The sequence below is a fragment of the Phascolarctobacterium succinatutens CAG:287 genome (genome assembly GCF_000434895.1).
GTDB classification, from domain to species: Bacteria; Bacillota; Negativicutes; order Acidaminococcales; family Acidaminococcaceae; genus Phascolarctobacterium_A; species Phascolarctobacterium_A succinatutens_A.
The window spans coordinates 51,764-69,421 of sequence record NZ_FR892810.1; the positions used below are offsets into that span (position 1 = coordinate 51,764).

13 protein-coding genes are annotated in these 17,658 nt (G+C 50.2%); 2 read left to right on the top strand and 11 right to left on the bottom strand.

Annotation, left to right across the window (positions count from 1 at the left end; translation table 11 throughout):
• Positions 1–16: 16 nt before the first annotated feature.
• The 10 genes from BN587_RS08440 to BN587_RS08485 all read right to left on the bottom strand — a co-directional run bounded on the left by BN587_RS08440 (position 17) and on the right by BN587_RS08485 (position 14,234).
• Positions 17–1,882 (bottom strand): BamA/OMP85 family outer membrane protein, encoded by a 1,866-nt coding sequence (locus tag BN587_RS08440; protein WP_021720688.1) that lies wholly within the window; start codon positions 1,880–1,882, stop codon positions 17–19.
• Between the two features lie 20 nt (positions 1,883–1,902).
• A complete protein-coding gene (locus tag BN587_RS08445) occupies positions 1,903–2,394 on the bottom strand; it encodes a hypothetical protein (RefSeq protein ID WP_044484636.1) in 492 nt (163 codons plus the stop codon).
• Positions 2,395–2,551: 157 nt separating this feature from the next.
• Positions 2,552–3,187: a sigma-70 family RNA polymerase sigma factor gene (locus tag BN587_RS08450; protein ID WP_021720690.1), complete on the bottom strand. Its 636-nt coding sequence runs from the start codon at positions 3,185–3,187 to the stop codon at positions 2,552–2,554.
• A 40-nt stretch (positions 3,188–3,227) separates the two neighbouring features.
• Complete coding sequence (locus tag BN587_RS08455; RefSeq protein WP_021720691.1) at positions 3,228–7,517, bottom strand: translocation/assembly module TamB domain-containing protein; 4,290 nt, start codon at positions 7,515–7,517, stop codon at positions 3,228–3,230.
• 228 nt (positions 7,518–7,745) lie between these two features.
• Positions 7,746–9,143, bottom strand: a complete 1,398-nt coding sequence (locus BN587_RS08460) for a TolC family protein (RefSeq protein WP_021720692.1) — start codon at positions 9,141–9,143, stop codon at positions 7,746–7,748.
• 84 nt (positions 9,144–9,227) lie between these two features.
• Positions 9,228–10,496: an MlaD family protein gene (locus BN587_RS08465; RefSeq protein WP_021720693.1), complete on the bottom strand. Its 1,269-nt coding sequence runs from the start codon at positions 10,494–10,496 to the stop codon at positions 9,228–9,230.
• A complete protein-coding gene (locus BN587_RS08470) occupies positions 10,483–11,238 on the bottom strand; it encodes an ABC transporter ATP-binding protein (RefSeq protein ID WP_044484651.1) in 756 nt (251 codons plus the stop codon). The genes BN587_RS08465 and BN587_RS08470 overlap by 14 nt, the downstream gene beginning before the upstream one ends.
• Positions 11,239–11,265: 27 nt before the next feature.
• Positions 11,266–12,036, bottom strand: coding sequence for an MlaE family ABC transporter permease (locus tag BN587_RS08475; protein WP_021720695.1), 771 nt, complete (start codon positions 12,034–12,036; stop codon positions 11,266–11,268).
• A gap of 125 nt (positions 12,037–12,161) precedes the next feature.
• Positions 12,162–13,829, bottom strand: coding sequence for a SpoIVB peptidase S55 domain-containing protein (locus BN587_RS08480; protein ID WP_021720696.1), 1,668 nt, complete (start codon positions 13,827–13,829; stop codon positions 12,162–12,164).
• A gap of 102 nt (positions 13,830–13,931) precedes the next feature.
• Entirely contained in the window at positions 13,932–14,234 is a 303-nt protein-coding gene (locus tag BN587_RS08485) for a hypothetical protein (protein WP_021720697.1), read from the bottom strand.
• A gap of 268 nt (positions 14,235–14,502) precedes the next feature.
• On the opposite strand from BN587_RS08485, the gene BN587_RS08490 reads away from it, so the two are divergent.
• The gene (locus BN587_RS08490) at positions 14,503–15,297 is read left to right on the top strand and encodes an SH3 domain-containing protein (RefSeq protein WP_021720698.1); all 795 of its coding nucleotides are present in this window, start codon (positions 14,503–14,505) and stop codon (positions 15,295–15,297) included.
• 24 nt (positions 15,298–15,321) lie between these two features.
• A complete protein-coding gene (locus BN587_RS08495; protein ID WP_021720699.1) occupies positions 15,322–15,915 on the top strand; it encodes a L,D-transpeptidase in 594 nt (197 codons plus the stop codon).
• A gap of 85 nt (positions 15,916–16,000) precedes the next feature.
• Here the strand turns inward: BN587_RS08495 and BN587_RS08500 are convergent, their stop codons facing one another.
• A complete protein-coding gene (locus BN587_RS08500; RefSeq protein WP_021720700.1) occupies positions 16,001–17,395 on the bottom strand; it encodes a phosphodiester glycosidase family protein in 1,395 nt (464 codons plus the stop codon).
• Positions 17,396–17,658: the final 263 nt, after the last annotated feature.

Genomic DNA, 17,658 nt, shown 5'->3' on the forward strand with positions numbered 1-17,658 from the left:
AATATTCTCCGCAAAATCAGAACTGTCCACCAAAGCTGAAGTGGAATTTGCCGCCATCTTCACCATAGCCATAGTCCAGCTTAACCGGTCCCAAAGGAGAGTTGATACGCAGGCCTACGCCGTAGCTGTTCTTGAGCAGGCCCATATCAAATTCATCCTCATGACGTTTATCCCAGGCATAACCGTTATCGGTGAAGAGCACGCCCTGTACCTTCTTGACAATCGGGAAGCGGTATTCCAAAGTAGCCTTCAGCATGCTGTTGCCGCGGAACTGGTCATCCTCGTAGCCACGCAGGGTATCGCTGCCGCCCATGGTGAAGCGTTGAGACAACGGCATATCGCCGCTGGCATAGCCTACACCCAGGTTCAGTGCCCAAACGCTTTCGCCGCCTGCACGATAGTAATAGCGCCAATCAGCGGTCCATTTGGTGAAGTCAAAGTCACCGCCCATGCCGCCGGCCCATTCTACGCTGTAGCCGATGCGCTTACCTTCATGCGGATCATAGATGTTGTCGCGGGAATCATATACACGGCCGAAGGTAATACTGCGGGTAACACCAAAGTTTTCCTTACGGCGTTCACGATAATCTTCAGGCATCCAGTCCTTCTCAAATTTATCACTTTTGTTAAATCCAGGTTCGTAATATTGGTTAGAATCGCCTTCGTAGCCGTCAGCTTCGCCCTTGTAGATATCATCACGGTTTTTAAGCGTAATGTAGTTACTTACGAACTCATTATGGGTTTTACGGCTGAAGGTAATTTCCTGACCGCGACGCTTTTTGTCGTAGCGGGCAATTTCGTCACCATCGATATTGTAATCGGCATATTCGTTAGTGATATCATAAAGGTTAATGGTAGCACTGGTTTCCTTGTCGTCCAGCCAGGGGCGGGTATAGCTGAAGTCATAGTTCTTGTTATCCTCACCGCCGAACTCCCAGCGTACATTAATCTTATCGCCAATACCGCGGAAGTTCTTATCACCGATAGAAACCATACCGACAAAGCCGTCAGCATTACTGTAGCCTGCGCCAATGCCAAAGGTACCGGTGTTCATTTCTACTACCGAAATCTCCACCTCAACGCCGTTAGGCTCACGGCCAGGGTTCAGCTTGATGTTAACGTCTTCAAAATAGCCCAGGTTATAGACACGCTGCATGCTGCGGCGTGCAGCCTTGGCATTAAAGGGTTCGCCCTTTTTCAGCTTCATTTCACGGGTAACAACATAATCCTTTGTCTTAACATTACCCTTAACCTTAAAGCCTTCTACGATGCCCTCGTTGGCAGTAACCTTCAAGGTACCGTCCGGCTCCATATGCACGTCAGTAACACGCGCCAGGATATAGCCGTTGGAACGGTATTCCTCCTCCAGCTTCTGGACGCATTTATTGATATCCTTCAGGTTAGCAATCTTACCCTGCTCCAGGTCAAAGAAGCCTGCCACCTTCTGCTTATTCAGCACAGTGTTGCCCTCAACCTCAGTTTTCTGGTAAACGGGGTTTTCCATCACATGATAGATTACCTGTACGCCTTCCGGAACCAGCTTGAATTCCGGGCGCAGGTCATAGAACCAGCCCATGTCATAAATAGCACTCAAATCCTCGCTCAGGCCAGCTTCAGTAAATTGCATGCCAGGCTTGGTTTTCAAAGCAGCAGCAATCTCTGCCTCAGGCACAGTCTTATTACCGGCAATAATCTGCTTGGTAATGGTCTTTCCCAAATATGGTGCCAGGCTTGTTTCTTGCTGGCTTTCCGGTGCAGTCTGCGTTACAGAGGTACCAGCACCTGCAGCAGGTGTCGGGATTTCTTCGGCGTAAACAGGAGCAGCCAGCAGCATTGCTGCCAGGCCTACTGTCAAAGGCCGCCATAAGTATTGTTTCTTCAATCGATATTCCTCCTCATGATTCATTTAGAGTCACTCAACTCAACTCGCGCTGACTGCACTAATTTGTGCATATCGGCTTTAGATATAGTAACACGGTCGGAAGCGCCTTGCTTCTCCCGTACCGGTGTATCCTTAGCAGGCTGTTTCTGTATAGCTGCAGTCTTGGGCACAGAATCCTGTACCGGCATTTTCTGCTCCGGCTTAACCACGGGTGCTGCCGCAGGCGGCGGCAACACGGCCTGCGCCTTGGCACGGTAATGGTTTCTGGCAAAACACCAGCCGCCAAAACCAGCAGCTACTAACAAAAATGCTGCACAGACTGCCAGAACCTGACGGTTCCAGCTCCAGGGGCGGTCCTTTTTCCGACGCAGGTTTTTCAGCTCGGCCTCCGCCAGCATCAAATCAAGCTCGCCCCGTATATCCTTATTATCCATAAAGCTTTGCTCCGCCTTATCCAGACTACTTTTTATGCAGCGAATGCGATGGAACAATGTGCGGCTTGGCTGCGTCATGCTTTTACCCCTTTCTGTACATAATTGTTTTTAATAACTATGTCTTATATAATCAGCTGACGTCCTGTATTTTCACAAGCCATTTAAGATGATTACAGCAGATTTAGTAAGGCTAACTGGCAATTTCGCTATTTTTCGTCATATATTGACTTATATATTATTCCTTGTTAAATTCATGGATGAAGCGTGAAAGCATGCCGCGGATGCGACGAACTCCCTGCTTCTGCAGGCGGTAAACATGACCGAGGCTTACATCAATAGCGTCGGCAACTGCCTGCGCCGGCCTGTCCTCCAGATACATGCCCTGCAGCACCTGCTGCTCCTTCAGCGGCAGGCGGTCCATAGCCTGCGCCACCTTTTCGCAAAGCAGCTGCTGTTCGGCAACCTCGCTGGGCGAAGCCAGCTCCGAAGGCAACGCATCACTGAGGGTAAAACCATTGGACAATTCACTGTCCAGGTAAAGCATGCCCTTTTCTGAGCTTTTCCTCAGATAATCCACCATGCTTCCCTTAATGCGATAGGAAGCAAACAGGCTGAAGGCTACCTGCCGCTTGTAATCGTAGCTTTCTGCAGCCTCCAGCAGGCCAACCATGCCCTCCTGAATCAGCTCCATTGTCTCTGCCTCCGGCAGCCTGAAGCTGGCAGCAATTTTAAAAACTAACGGCTGATAAGCCGTCATCAGGCGTTGGTGCGCCGCTTCGTCACCGTCAGCATCACGCCGCCAAAGCTCCAGCTCTTCCTCCGGCTCCAGCAGCAAAGTCTTTCTCAGCTCTTCCAAATAGCCTTGCAGCATCTGTTCACCTCCCTTCTTATCTACATTTGCACAGCAATGCTCAGAACGATATCTTATATTCCAGGCCATACCAATCCTTGGGATCCTTGGCCAGGTCATAGCTGCGGGAATATGTTATATTCATGTGCTTACTGATATCATACTGTCCGAAAATACTTCTGTCGACAGCATCGAAGCTTGTTGTATAACCAATCATAAAGTTATTATTCAGATATTTGCTTACTAGAACATTATACTGGTTTTTCTCGTCTGCCGTCAACTCTTTATTACGGTCATGAACGCTTTCAAAGCCTATGCCAGAGCGCGTTTTACCGGTATAAATGCGGAACTGATCCAAGCCCAGTGTCTGCTTGACAAACATTTCTACGTCACCGAGCACCGTCATCTGCAGGCCAACTGTCATCAGATTTGCCATATCATCACTGGTAACCTCATTGCTGCCGGCACTTTCGCGCTGCAGCGTCAGCATACGCACAATCGTATTTTGCGTCAGCGGCGGATCACTGGTAAGCTGCAGATCCATTTCGCTTACCGGCCCATTAATCTTCATAAAAATGTTATAACGGCTGAAGCGCGCCGTGCTGTCGAGGCTGACATTCGGCAAAAAGCTTCCCGGATCAACCCATACCAGACTGGCATTATTCAGCTTAAAGTCGGTACGTAAATATTTAACAGTGCCCTTATCAGCTTTAATCGTACCGTCAATCATTGGGAAGAGCGTGCTGCCCTTGATATCAATACCGCCCTTAAGCCAGATATCATACAGATAGCTGTTATAAAGGTGCACCTTCGGCCCCAGTATTAGCTTCATATCCAGGCCGATATTGCTGTCCCCCTCGCTCAGCTCGGGAACCGTCGGCATATTAATCAGCACGTCATCCAGACGCAGACTGCCGCTGATACGCGGGCGGAAGGCCATAGGCGGCGCAGCATTGCCCTTGCGGTTTTTCATATCGGGGTATTTTTCCGGCTGCAGAGTTACGTCACTGGTAATCGTACCGGTGAAAATCTTGGAGGCCAGCTGCGCCTTATCTGCCTTGATATGCAGACTGTAGGCTGTATCAGCATCGGTATGCAGTGCATAGCTGCCTTCGGCACTGAGCATGCCCTTGCCTAACTTAGCAGACAGGTTCTTCAGCTGTACAGTATTACCGTTAAACAGTACGTCCAGATTGATATCATCAAAAACAGTATTTATATATTTAACCTTAACACTGCCGCCGGCGATTTTTACCGAACCGAACAGCAGTGGCTCCTCCAGCGTGCCTGCCAAACGGATTTTGCCCTGCGTATCGCCTACGCCCCATTCTACCATTTTGGTAAGCGCCGGCAAAATTCCCAAGCGCGCCTTATCCAGGTCCATCACAATGTTCATCTGCGCATCAGGGTTATGACGCTGCTTTTTATCACGGAACAGATCCAGCGGAATATCACCGGAAGCACTGACGCCATAAGCATCCTTCGTCGCAATCAGCTGCTGCAGCTTAATGTTATCATCTGCCAAAGCCAGCATCGCCGTCATATCGTCTACACTTACGCCTGCAACAGAACCGTTGGCAATTTCCAGCGAAGCAGTTCCCTTGGGATTATCAAAGCTGCCCTGCACCTGCACCAGCATATCGGTTTCGCCCTTAATTTCCGGCGGATCCTTCATAACTGCCGTAACAATCGCCGGGTTAGCCTTCACTGCTGCAACCTCGATATCCAGCATTCTTTGCTTAAGATCTACCGAACCGCCGACAGCAATAATTCCTCTATCGCTTACGCCATCCTGCTCCTGCATTTTGACGTTGTCAAAATGCAGCACGCCGCCCTTATCAATGCGTCCTTCAAAACGCATTTGCGCGTAGTTCAAATCATGGATTTTGACGTTATCAGCAGCAGCTTTAATTTTTACACCCTCGCCATGGCCTTTGTAGCTGAACAGCAGCTCTCCCTGCATCAGGCCATTGATATCGTAATCCTGGCGCGCCATGCGCAGCAGGCCACCAATATCGCCCCAAAGGTTTTCTACTTTGCCTTCAATAAAGTGCTGAACCAGGTTAATATTAAGATCTGCACTATACAGGCCATAGTTGATTGGATCATCACGATAAGGCTGCTTAAAGGAAGCGTTCAGCTTATTCACATCACGACCATTGCTGGCCAGCGTACCCTTGAGCTCCGTCAACGGTTCATCGTTAATCGTTATTCTGTCACTGCTGACTTCACCATCAAAGAAGGGAGCTGTCAGTGTACCGCTCAGATGTCCCTTGGCATTAACCTTGCCGCCTAAAGCAACTGTTTCGTCACTAATTGGCAAATGCTCCAGATCTACATTTTGGGCATCCATAACAAAGTTCAGCCTACGGTCGACAGTCATCGTGCCATCCAAGGTAAGACGTCCATAGAAGGCATCTACTACAAAATCCTGCAAGCGCAGCAGGCCGTCCTCATAAGCATAATGACCGCTGATATTATTAAACAGCTGCTTAGCGGCACTGCCGTCGGACGCATGCACTTCACCATGAATATAGGGGTGACTGAGGCTGCCCTTTACCTGCATCACATTATCAAGATTACCGGTAACTATATCGGGCTTGCCCACAAGCACCATCAGCGGCTCAATGCGCACATTCTTCGTTGTCAGCATAAGGTCCGCCACAGGCTCTGCACCCTGCAGGTTAACTGTACCGTTAAGAATATGCTGTCCCTGATCCATATGCGCGGTAAAATCCTTAAAGCCCAGGATATTATCCCTCATGCTGATAATGCCATGCGCTTCGTTAAGCTTCTGCGACATAAATTCTGCCTGCGTCAGCTGTACCATGCCGGAAAACTCTGGTGCATCCAGCGTACCGCCGACATCAAAGCCGGTAGAGCACAGACCACGTCCATCCTGACCGGCTGCTGCCAGCACAGGATCAATCGGGAAATCGGCCATACGTCCGTGAACAGCCAAAGCGCCATCCTTGGCAACACGTCCTTTGGCAGCCAAGGTACCGCCGCCGTCGGCAAAAAAGCTGAGGTCATCAATATTAAGGCCCTTGCTGTCATAGCTGCCATCAAAGGCTAAGCGTTTAAGCTTCAGGCTGCGCCAGCCGATATCCATTGTATCGGCAGCAGCGTGCAGCGTAAGCTTGTCCTGCACCAGCTTGGCCAGAACAGCCAGCTTACCGTTGATATGTACCTGCTCCTGCTGTTTGCCGGGCAAATTCTGCGTAACCTGCTGCAGCTGTGCGTCTGCCGTCAGTACCTGCTCCTTAAGGTCATACGTACCGTTAGCGGTAATCGTACCGCCGCCGTATTGCGCACTCACGTCATAGAGCTGCACAACGTCCTTAGATACATCAAACGGCACACGCAGCTTTTCCGCCTTATAGCCTTTATAGGCCAAGGCATCACTGCTCAGCACACCAAATCCTGAAGGCGCGTCAGTATCACGCAAATCCGCTTCACCCTCCAGGTGTAGCTTCTGCCCGTCAACCACAGCGTCAATACTGCTGACGCTGATAAGGTTTTCATCCGCGCGTACCAAGCCGTCCAGCTGCAGGCTGTGCTGCTCGCCCGCCAGGCTCAGCTTACCGCTGAGCGCTGCCAGCTTCACTTCACCGCTAAAGCGCTGCTTGCCGTTCTTATTCACATAAAGCAGAGTGAGCTTGCCTAAGCCGCCCTGCAGCTCATCAACATTACCGTATTGCTTGGCCAAAGCAGCATAGGGTGCCAATGCCAGCTTATCGCCGGTCAGCTTCATGCGGCCCTCGCCCTTAGTAGTCATCGTGCCGGCCAGCTTCAGCTTATCGGCGCCGCTTGTCACAGCCAAATCCACGGCAAAATCAGGATTGGCACCGCCGTCGATATTGCCTTCCACGCCAAACTGCCACTTGCCCTGCGGCATAGTTACCACCAGCTCGCCCTTGTCTACCGCCAGCGTACCGTAAAAAGGCGTTTCCTCAGAATCCGACGGCTTCAGCAGATTCTGCATATTCCATTTATTTTTGTCATTCATTGTGAGATATATTTTCGGGCGCATTACATCAATCCTGCTCAGCGCACGCTCAGGCTTCTGCATAGCAAGCCAGGGTCGCAGCGTAAGCACAGTACGCGGCAGCTCCGCTACCTTCTCGCCCTTGGCATCCTTTACGACAACGTCCGTCAGCTCGGCAGTAAGACCGCCTTCCCATTTCAGGCCGCCGACAGAAACACTGCCGTTGATGTATTCCGTTGCCAGCTGCTGGAGCTGCGGTATGGCCTGCTTAATATACTTAGGCATCACCGTATGGACTAAAAAGATATAGCCTGCCGCAAGCAGAATGATTAATGCTCCTATAAATTGCAGATATTTTTTCATGACACTTCACCATTTAATAGTTTAACAAAATTCTATGACAAAAATATGACAAGACTGTTTTTTATATACTCCGACTTCTATTTATTCGACATCAGCAGAAAACATCCTCTTATTGAGAAGAAATTTCTTTTATCCGCTGAAATCTCGGCTAAAGCCGCATAAAAAAGCCGGTGAGATTTATGCCCCACCGGCCTGATTGTGTCACTGTTTATTAAATTTACGCCTTAATTATTTGGCAGTCTCTTCGGTTTTTTCTTCGGTTGCTTTAACAGCTTTCGCAGTTTTGGCAGCCTGCACCTTTACAGCAGTCACAGGATTTTCCATCGGCACGCCGATAGAGGTTTCCAGTGCTGTCTTGGAGGTATTGTAATCATACAGAGCCTGCGTATAGTTGGTCTTGGCCTGAGTCAGCGCAACCTGAGCATCTAGCACGTCAGTGTTGGTGCCAACACCGGACATATAACGCAGCTGAGCGATACGGTAATCCTCATCAGCCTGCTCTACAGCCAGCTTAGTGGTGCTGATACGTTTTTCTGCTTCGCGCAGTCCCAGATAATTGCTGCGAACATCAAGGTTTACAGCATTCACGGTATCGCGATATGTTTCCTCAGCCTTTTTCAAATCAGCCTCGGCACCATGAATCTTGGACAGGGTTACACCGGTATCGAAAACGTTCAGGCTGACATTTACGCCCACGCCCCATTTGCCATCTTCATCACCAGGCCAGTTGCTGTCACTCCATTGCTGGGTAGCACTAGCAGCAACCTGCGGCATATGACCGCTGCGAGCAACCATCAAGGCGCCCTTAGCAGCGTCAACACCGTATTTAGCCTGCATCAGCTCCGGACGATGCTCGGCAGCATAAGCCAGGCAGTCATCCATGTTTTGATCATAGGCATTATAAACCAGCAGATTGTCGAGCTTCAGAGTGGTGTCCATCGGCAGGCCGACGATTTTGTTCATGTTTGCTTCAGCAACCTGATAGGAATTTTCAGCCTGAATCAGGGTTTGCTTAGCATTGGCCAGCTCAACCTGAGAACGCAGCACATCTACCTTGGCTACCACGCCAACGTCATACTGTGCCTGAACATTTTTCAGATGGTCTTCCAGACGGGTAACGGATTCAGCACTAAGCTTTTGCATATTATCAGCCTGCAGCATTTTGAAATAACCGTCGGTAACGGTAGAACGCATTTCGTTATAGGTACGCTGTACGCCAACCTCATTGTATTGATAGTTAGCCTTTGCCTGTTTAATAGTACCGCTTAATTTACCGCCGGTAAAAATCGGCAGAGAAGCAGTCAGGCTGTTGGCATGATTGTTGCCGATTCCCTTGGTCCAAAGACCGGGAGCAGCTTCATGAGCATCATCATAACCGCCGCGCTGAGTAGTATGGTTGGCACTGATGCTGATACCGCGGCTCTGGCGGGCAGCGTTGTAGCTGGCACGTGCGCTGTCAAGCTCGTATTGAGCAATGCTTACGGTCGGATTGGACTGGAATGCCCGCAGCATAGCGTCGTCCAGATTTAAAGCAACAGTTTCACCTGCAAAAGCACTTTGCCCCAGTGCCATGGTCAGTGCTGCAGATAAAAGCAAGAAACGTTTGGTTAATTTATTTCTATTCATCCGAAAAACCTCCATTTTCTAAAACTGACTAATCAGTCAGTAGTAAAATTATATATTTATTTAGGGCTGTTTGTCAAATATTTTTTAGAAATAAGTACGCACACCCATATAAGTATTAGCTTTATTACCGCGCACATCCATGGTTTCGCCGTAAAGCGACAGGTTATCATGCAAACGGAATTCGCCGCCCAAACGCACCTTGAAATCATCAAAGTCATATAACTGAGAATACAACCTGAAGTCCCTGCCTAAATCGTAGCTGGCGCCGACCCCGAAGTCACCCTGCATCGCACCCATGCTGAAGGCTGCGTTGCCATACTGACGGCCTACAAGAAAATCAAATTTATTGGCATTGCCGATGTCATAACCGCCCATATAAAGGAAGGTATCATCTGCCGGGTGCAGCGTTACGCCCAAGCTACCGCGCCAATCGCCGCCCTTGGCGGCAAAGCCGGCGTCAGTTGAAACCTTCGCCTCAGTAAGCGTTCCCAAAATCCTGTTGGCACGCTCACTCGTTTCCTTGACGTTAACCAGCGTTTCCTTCAGCGATTTCTGTGTTACCGGGTCCTTCGCTACCGTTTCCAGCACCTCGACGATATTTTCCATACGCTGGCTGGTGTCTGCCATATTCTGGGCAATCGCAGCCACATTCTGGCCCGTCTTGCCGTTATTGTCCACACCGGCCATAATGCTTTCGATATGGGCCGCCGTGCCGTTCATACGATGGCTCAGCTCGTTAATCTGATGAATCATCGAAGTAATATCCTGCTGGTTAGCTACTGCCACATCAGCCATTACCTTCGTGAAGGTATTCATGTTCTCAGCGATATCATTCATATTCTTAAAGCCGGATTTCATGGACTGCTGGACTTCCTTATCGCCAAAAACATTTTCAAAGGCATTGGCGATATTTTCCATACGCTTCACCAAATCACCGGAGGAAGCAAAGAATTCATCAATACCACCGCCGGCAACACCATTAATCGTGCTGCCTTCGGCTACATAACCCTGTCCCTGCTTGGCAGGCGGGATAACGCTGACATATTTTTCACCCATAATACCGTCAGAAGAAATCGTAAAGGTTGCTCCCTGCGGTATTTTGATATCGTCATTAATTTCTGTGATAACCTCTACCTTATCCGGTGCCACATTAATCTTTTTGACCGTGCCCACCTGCACGCCTGCATAGCGCACAACATGTCCTGGCATCAGGCCGCTGACCTGAGGATAGTTAATGCGCAGCTCATAGCCCTTTTTGCCAAAGCTGAAAGCACCCATAAAGGTAATAATGCCTGCCAGCACTACTGCGCCGCCTAACGCAAAGGCACCAACCTTAACCTCACTGCTGCTCATTTTTCTCCTCCTCTTTCAATTCCATGCCGTTAATAAAAGCCTTCACGACTGGATTAGTACTGTTTTTTATCTCCGCCACTGTGCCCAGCTGCACAATGCGTCCATTATATAGCATAGCGATACGGTCTGCGGCATAATAGGCCGATTCCATATCGTGTGTTACCAAAACCGATGTTACTCCCAGCGTCTGCTGGGTTTTGCGTATCAGCCTGCTGATGGTCATCGTCATCACCGGGTCCAGACCGGAGGTCGGCTCATCATAAAAAACCATCTGCGGCTGCATGGCCAGCGCCCGCGCCAGGCCAACGCGCTTTTTCATACCGCCGGAAAGCTCTGCCGGCATCATCTTCTGCGTACCCGGCATGCCTACCATCTCCAGCAGCTTGCCGACGCGTTCCTGTATTTCCTCCTCCGGCAGCTTAAAATGCCGCCGCAGGCCGAAGGCTACATTCTCTCCTACGTTCAGAAAGTCGAATAAGGCGGAATACTGGAACACTACGCCCATATGCTGGCGCAGCCCATCCCATTCATCCTCAGTGAAAGCGCTTGCGTCCTGCCCGTCGATAACAATACTGCCGGAAGTAGGTGCCAGCAGTCCTGTCAGCAACTTGATGATGGTACTCTTGCCGGTGCCTGAGGGACCGATAACTGCCAGCGTTTCCCCTTGACGTACATTCAAATCCAGATTATCAAGAATCACCTTGCTGCCAAAGGCCATTTTAAGTTGTCGGAGCTGAATCATTGCTGCATTTGACATTTTTCCGGCTCCTTACACATACAAAATAATCGAAAGAAAATAGTTGGTGATAAACACCAGAATAATCGAAAGCACTACCGAGGCTGTAGTCGCCAGGCCAACGCCTTCCGCGCCATTCGGCGCGTTCAGGCCCTTATAGCAGCCTACGATAGCAATTATCGCACCAAAGACACAGCTTTTGACCATACCGCCAAACACGTCATAGAACTCCGCTAGTGTCCTGATAGAATTTTCATAAGTAAAGCTGCCGATGCCGGCGTAATAATGCGCCACCACCCAGCCGCCGATATTACCGATAAGGTTAGCAAAAAGCACCAATAAAGGCATCATCAGCACCAGCGCAATAAAGCGCGGCACCACCAGATAGCTCACCGGATTGGCAGCCATAACACGCAGCGCGTCAATCTGCTCGGTAACCTTCATCGTGCCAAGCTCCGCTGCAATCGCCGCACCGATACGGCCGGCAACAACAACGCCTGTCAGCACCGGCACCAGCTCACGCGCCATGGCGATAGCCACAATGCCGCCTACGGTAGAGGACGCGCCCAGACGCACGAACTCCTTGGCTGTCTGTACGGAAAAAACCATACCGGTACAGAGAATCGTCATCATCACAATCGGCAGCGAATCTGCTCCCAAAAGTGCCATCTGACGCACAACCTCCTTCGCATCAGCGTCCTTCAGACGACGCAGCGTCGCCAAAAGCAGCAGCGTCAGCCTGCCGCTGGCCGCGCAAAAGGCCAATATTCTGTTGCCCATTGCTTCACAGATAGATTTCAGCATTTTTATATCCTTATCTTCAGCTTTTTCTACTTAATTATTATACCGCCAAATTATGGCGAATGTATGACACAAAGAGGCCGTACTGTTACAGTAACGGGAAAATTTTTGTTAACCGCCAGACAAAATTATTTGTCAACGGTGAGCACAATCTCGCTTTCACCGTCAATAATAAAATCAAAGGGGTACTTCTGCTTGAACGGCGAGCCCTGCAGCATACCCGCAAGGCCTGCATCGTTAGCAGCAGCCTCCGGATTCGGCGGCTGCATTTGTCCCATCGCCACATCAATAATCAGCTCATTATTCTTGTCGGCCGTATTCACGCTCTTGATATAATCGCTGAGCTTGTGACGTGTTTCCTTCTTCTTGGCTGCAGGAACACCTTCAGCCTGCTGCTTGCGCAGCAATTCGATAGCCCATGCCATGCTGCTGCCACCGCGTACATTCAGCGCCAGCTTGCCGCCCGGATGATCCTTAGGCACCTTGAAATAAACCGTCTTGGTAAATTCTTCGCCACGGTAAGGCTTCATCGTAACATCAACAGCTACCTTATCACCAGGCTTAACCCTGGCATTCTTGGCGCGCACGTTAAGAATTTCCGCAACCTGTACCGCATTGCTGACCTCAACCTCTACGTTGATGCCATAAAGCTGCACCGGCTCAAACTTATTCTGCATCAGAATCGTTACCGCCTCCGTCAGCTCTGCATCGAGGTTCTTCAGCAGCGCGTCATTGGAATAATACATATTTTCGCGGTCAATCGACAGCATTTCCTTCTTGCTGTCCACGCCGGTGATTGTAAAATGCAGTTTGGCTGTGCCCCCGCCATTACGGTCCACAGTCTTGCTCACAGTATTGACTACTGCTGCATCGACCATCGAAGGCACCAGCTGCGGATCATCAATTAGGCGCATACGCATGCTGTTGGCCTGACCGCGGCTGCTGTCGTTAACCGTAACAAACATCGGAATAGAATCGGGCTGCTTGCCGACTACGCCGCCGATACCGCTGGCACGGTCCTGCGTAATGCTGCCGATAGCCTCACCAAGATTGCCTACCTTATAGCTGCTTTGCAGGTTAGGCACTACGCCCAGCACCCACACCTTATTCATAAAGAAGTTGCTGCTGCCGCGCTGCATAAAGGGGTGGCCGAATGCCAGAACCTTACCGCTATCATCGGTCCAGGTAACAGTACCGAGAGCACCAAGAGTCATATCACCCTGCATCAGAGCCACGCCGACACTGCTGCCCGGCTCCAGCGGCTTAGCGCTGGAAGCGCCGGCAGCACCGCTGTTGATTGCTGTAAGGCCGAAGGGCTGCAGCTTCTCCTGCAGATATTCCATGCCGTATTCCGTAAAACCGCCTGCCATCAGCGCTGTTCCCTTGGGAATCCAGTCCGCCGGTAATTCTTGCGGTTCGTCCAGAAGCGGCAGCATTTTGCCGATTGGTGTCAGAAAGCAGTAATGCGGGTCGTTGAAGGTCTTGCCGAAGGCCACAGCACCGACAAGTCTGCCGTCTACATAAACAGGACTGCCGCTCATGCCCTGAGCAACACCGCCTGTCTTTTCAATCAGATCGCCGTAAAGGCGCACAAAAATATTATAACCCATAGCTTCACTGCCGTTGACGCCTAATATTTCTACGTTAAAGGTTTCAATAGTATCACCGCTGATAACGGTTTTGCCTATGCCCTGCATGCCTGCACGCAAATCACGCACCGGCATCAAAGGAACATTGGCGGCAGCTGCCGTCAGCATCTGGCAGCAAAACAATAATGCTAATAAAAATACTCTCATACTCGCTCCTAAAAATAAAATATTTACCGGTCCGCTTCCGGTATTTTGCTCTATAATACTACAAAAACCGGCGGCTAAGAAGCTCGCCGGTTTTCTTTACCGTTATTCACTAACCTTAGCTACAACCTGCTGTGCCTCAATCTTATCACCGGGTTTAACCAGTACCTGGCTAACCTTACCTGCAGTTGTAGCACGTGCAGCAGCAATACTGCCGCCAGCTATAGATTTTACCTTTACCAGAATGTCACCCTGCTTAACCTGGGTGCCCTCCTGTACCAGTCCATCGGCAACTACAATACCGCTGACAGCGGCGCGCTGGTCAGTCACAGCAGCACAGCCAACGGCAGCAAGTGTAAAGATGCCTAAAGCGGCAATAGTCAAAATCACTATCAACTTTTTACCCATGTGACTCACCTCATTTCAGATATATTTCTCTAACATAAATTATACAGCCTCAGCAATATTTTGACAAGTGAACATACTGTAAACCTCTCTTAAATAAAACATTATGAAAATCATCTGCAGTTAAAAAATTACCGTCACATAATTTTTTACGCTTTTTTTGCCTATCCTACCCGAAATCACCCTTTGGGGTAGGGTGCAAAAGCGTTTTTTTGGCTATAATATAAGCATCAAAGATTATAATTTCCACATCTGGAAAGGAGATGTTGTTATGAAAATCAAAAATTTTGCTATCGGAGCACTGGCAGCAGCAATGCTCTTCACCGGCACATCTGTTATGGAGGCGGCAGTCTATAATACCTCCGCAAGCAGGCTCCCTACTAATATTGACTCCCGCTGCGGCAGAACAGAAGCCTTTCTGCTGAAAAATAACCGTTTTGATGTGAAGCATACCATGACCGAAAAATATGCCGAGGAATATGTTGCTCCCTGCTTCAGCCGCAAGGGCATCTACATCAGCGATATGGAGGCCAAAGCGATTGCCTTTGCTGCCTTGCAGATGTATGATGTGCAGCAGAGCAGAAACGGCTCCACAGTGAGCTTCAGTGCCAAGGGTGAAGCCGATTCTGGTGCTGATGATTACTGGCTGACTACTATTTATGACAACAAAAAATATATCAATGCCTTTATCAGTACCTACGACGAGCTCCGCACCGAAAATGCACAATCGCTCCCTGCCAGCCAAAGCTATGCTCAATACGGGGACAGCATGTCTGCCGAAAGTTTGCAATACTCCAATCAAAGAATATCCAACCTCTACAGCAAATTTGAAAACATGGAAAGCTATTGGGCTCCCGGCGTAAGACTGATTTTAACCGGTGACTATGTAAACTTCCGCACCGCCCCCTCCACGGACAGCAATGTAATTGATTCGCTGATGTCCGGCGAAGAAATAGCACCGCTAGAAAGCGCATTCGAAGCCGAGGGACGCCAATGGTGGAAGGCTATTAACGCTCAAGGCGAGGTTGGCTATGTAAGCGCAGATTTTGTACGCGTAGCCTGCTAAATAAGCTTTAAGGAAGTATCAGCAATGCTCAAAAAACTTTTAGGTTTAATATCTACCATTTGCCTGCTGCTAAGCTGCAGCTTAGCAGCTGCGGCTCCTGCATCCGCACTGTTCGGCAACGCCAGATATCTCATCTGCATCCATAAGCAAAGCTACCGCCTTGACGTCTATCAGCAGGGTGTGGAGGAAGCAGTCTGCAGCTATCCTATCGCTGTTGCCAAAAACCCCGGTGACAAGCAGTACACCGGTGACAACCGCACCCCCACCTCCTGGGGCAGTGCAACAGCTATTCCCTCCTACTACACAGGTGCGGCAGCAGGCGTGCCTTCGGCGCAGGTTCCCTTCCGCATCGAAGAGATTTGCCCGGCGCATTACTGGACGCACGATTTCGGTGACGGCAATGGCGTAATTGAAGGCGCCTACGGTCCCTGGTTCCTTTCTCTGGACACCGGCTGGATAGGCATCGGCATTCACGGTACGCATGACCCTGCCTCTATCGGCACCATGGCCTCCGAGGGCTGCATCCGCCTGCGCAATGCGGATCTCCAAAGCCTGAAGGAGCTTGTCTGCAGCGATAACGGCGGCATCGGCACCGGCGTAATAATCACCGAGGATTAAGCTATAACCAGCAACAATAAAACAAGGAGCTGTCACAGCTAACGCGTGACCGCCCCTTGTTTTTTATTTTGCCTATATAACCAGCTTATTTGATGAACAATCCCAGACCGATGCTCACCAAACGCTCGCGTCCGTCCGACGGGTTATTGACGATTTTGCCGTTGATAACCATTTCGCTGCTGCCGCCGCCATCATAATTGACAGCGCTCACTGCACCCAGCTTCACAAAATACTGTGCCAGCTCCGCGAGCGTCATGCCTGCGGAAGCACTGCTTCTGCCGTCAACAACAAGCATTAAAAGCGTGCCGTCCGGTTTCAGGCCTACCGCAGTGCGCGGTGCTCTGCCACGCGCAATATCGGGAGCCATCTGCTCCTCCGCAGTACGCACATTCACCCTGCCGTTTTCTACCAGCAGCGGACCGCCGCTGACAACAGTCGTTGCCGCATCCGCAATGCTGCTGCCAAGGCTCTGCGTAAGTATTACATGATCGCCCAGACGCAGGCCTGCCAGAGCAGCCGCATTTGTGCCATGACCGGAAAGCACTACGCAACCCGGCTCCAAAGGCATATTGCCTGCTGTGGAAACAGCAACAACGCGACCGTTTTTGATTTTCACCTCACGCCCGTACTGATTCGTTTTGGTCGACGTAGCGTAATAGGAATTAAACAGCACCAAATCATTAGCTATACGCGCACGGTTCATGCCCTTCAGCTGCAGCGCTCTGCCGTCAGGAAGTGTTACGCTGCCGATGTAGGCAATGTCGCGCACAATCTTCTGCTCGTTGCCATGCACTACATAACCGCTGCGCGGCGTAGCATCCATAGCGACAAAATTGCCCTTATCCTTAACGTTGCCGATAACCCAGCCGTCGGTATCAAAATACGACGCATTGATGGCAGCCACAAGACCTCTTTCCGCCGCCTGCTTAGCCAAACTGCCGCGTCCGTTATACATGCCTGCGGCAGAAAACGGCCTCAGCTCCAGGCGTGCCGCAGGCGCAACGCTCACCAGATAGCTTACGATTGGTCTGCCGTTCAGCTCCTCCTGCGCATAGGTATAGGTAACGCCACCAGCCAGCTGCGTCGTTGTTTTGCTGATAGGAATGCGGTAAATATCCAGCACCAAACGGTCAGGATTTTTCAGGTTATACAGCTTGTACTGGCAATCCTTGGTTAAATCTATAACCACCTGAGCCTTTTTCTTCTTTTTGGCAGGCACCGTAATGCTTTTAATCACAACATCTTTTTTTATAACAGGACTTTGCGCCAGCGCCGTACCCTCAGGCAGATTGACCACAATTTGCAAGCCATTTTTTTCATCTGTATATTTAATTGGCTCCGTACTGTCGAACACCAGACGCACACGCGCCGGACTAACGCTGCTGCGTACCGCCGTAACGGGAGCGGCGCTCGCCGCAAGCGGAGCAGCGCACAGCGCAGCCAGCATAAAAACAGAACATATCAGTTTTTTGCAATTCATATTCAGGACCTCTTAAAAGAAAAACTAGTAGAAGATTGAAGAATGCATTAGAGCGTCGTAATACCCCTCTCCGTCATCGCTCCGCGATGCCACCTCTCCCCTAGGAGAGGCAAGAAGGACAGCAGAACGCCAAAGACAGTAATTAACATATCGCACAGCCCCCTTCCGCCTCGCTTCGCTCGGCACCTTCCCCAAGGGGCAGGCAAGAAAGTTAGCAGAACGCCAAAGACAGTAATTAACATATCGCACAGCCCCCTTCCGCC

What these genes read in the sequence shown, in the direction of transcription:
- BN587_RS08490 (WP_021720698.1), top strand. Translation starts at nt 14,503, where the DNA reads ATGAAAATCAAAAATTTTGCTATCGGAGCACTGGCAGCAGCAATGCTC.
- BN587_RS08500 (WP_021720700.1), bottom strand. Translation starts at nt 17,395, where the DNA reads ATGAATTGCAAAAAACTGATATGTTCTGTTTTTATGCTGGCTGCGCTG.
- BN587_RS08495 (WP_021720699.1), top strand. Translation starts at nt 15,322, where the DNA reads ATGCTCAAAAAACTTTTAGGTTTAATATCTACCATTTGCCTGCTGCTA.
- BN587_RS08445 (WP_044484636.1), bottom strand. Translation starts at nt 2,394, where the DNA reads ATGACGCAGCCAAGCCGCACATTGTTCCATCGCATTCGCTGCATAAAA.
- BN587_RS08480 (WP_021720696.1), bottom strand. Translation starts at nt 13,829, where the DNA reads ATGAGAGTATTTTTATTAGCATTATTGTTTTGCTGCCAGATGCTGACG.
- BN587_RS08465 (WP_021720693.1), bottom strand. Translation starts at nt 10,496, where the DNA reads ATGAGCAGCAGTGAGGTTAAGGTTGGTGCCTTTGCGTTAGGCGGCGCA.
- BN587_RS08460 (WP_021720692.1), bottom strand. Translation starts at nt 9,143, where the DNA reads ATGAATAGAAATAAATTAACCAAACGTTTCTTGCTTTTATCTGCAGCA.
- BN587_RS08485 (WP_021720697.1), bottom strand. Translation starts at nt 14,234, where the DNA reads ATGGGTAAAAAGTTGATAGTGATTTTGACTATTGCCGCTTTAGGCATC.
- BN587_RS08455 (WP_021720691.1), bottom strand. Translation starts at nt 7,517, where the DNA reads ATGAAAAAATATCTGCAATTTATAGGAGCATTAATCATTCTGCTTGCG.
- BN587_RS08475 (WP_021720695.1), bottom strand. Translation starts at nt 12,036, where the DNA reads ATGCTGAAATCTATCTGTGAAGCAATGGGCAACAGAATATTGGCCTTT.
- BN587_RS08450 (WP_021720690.1), bottom strand. Translation starts at nt 3,187, where the DNA reads ATGCTGCAAGGCTATTTGGAAGAGCTGAGAAAGACTTTGCTGCTGGAG.
- BN587_RS08470 (WP_044484651.1), bottom strand. Translation starts at nt 11,238, where the DNA reads ATGATTCAGCTCCGACAACTTAAAATGGCCTTTGGCAGCAAGGTGATT.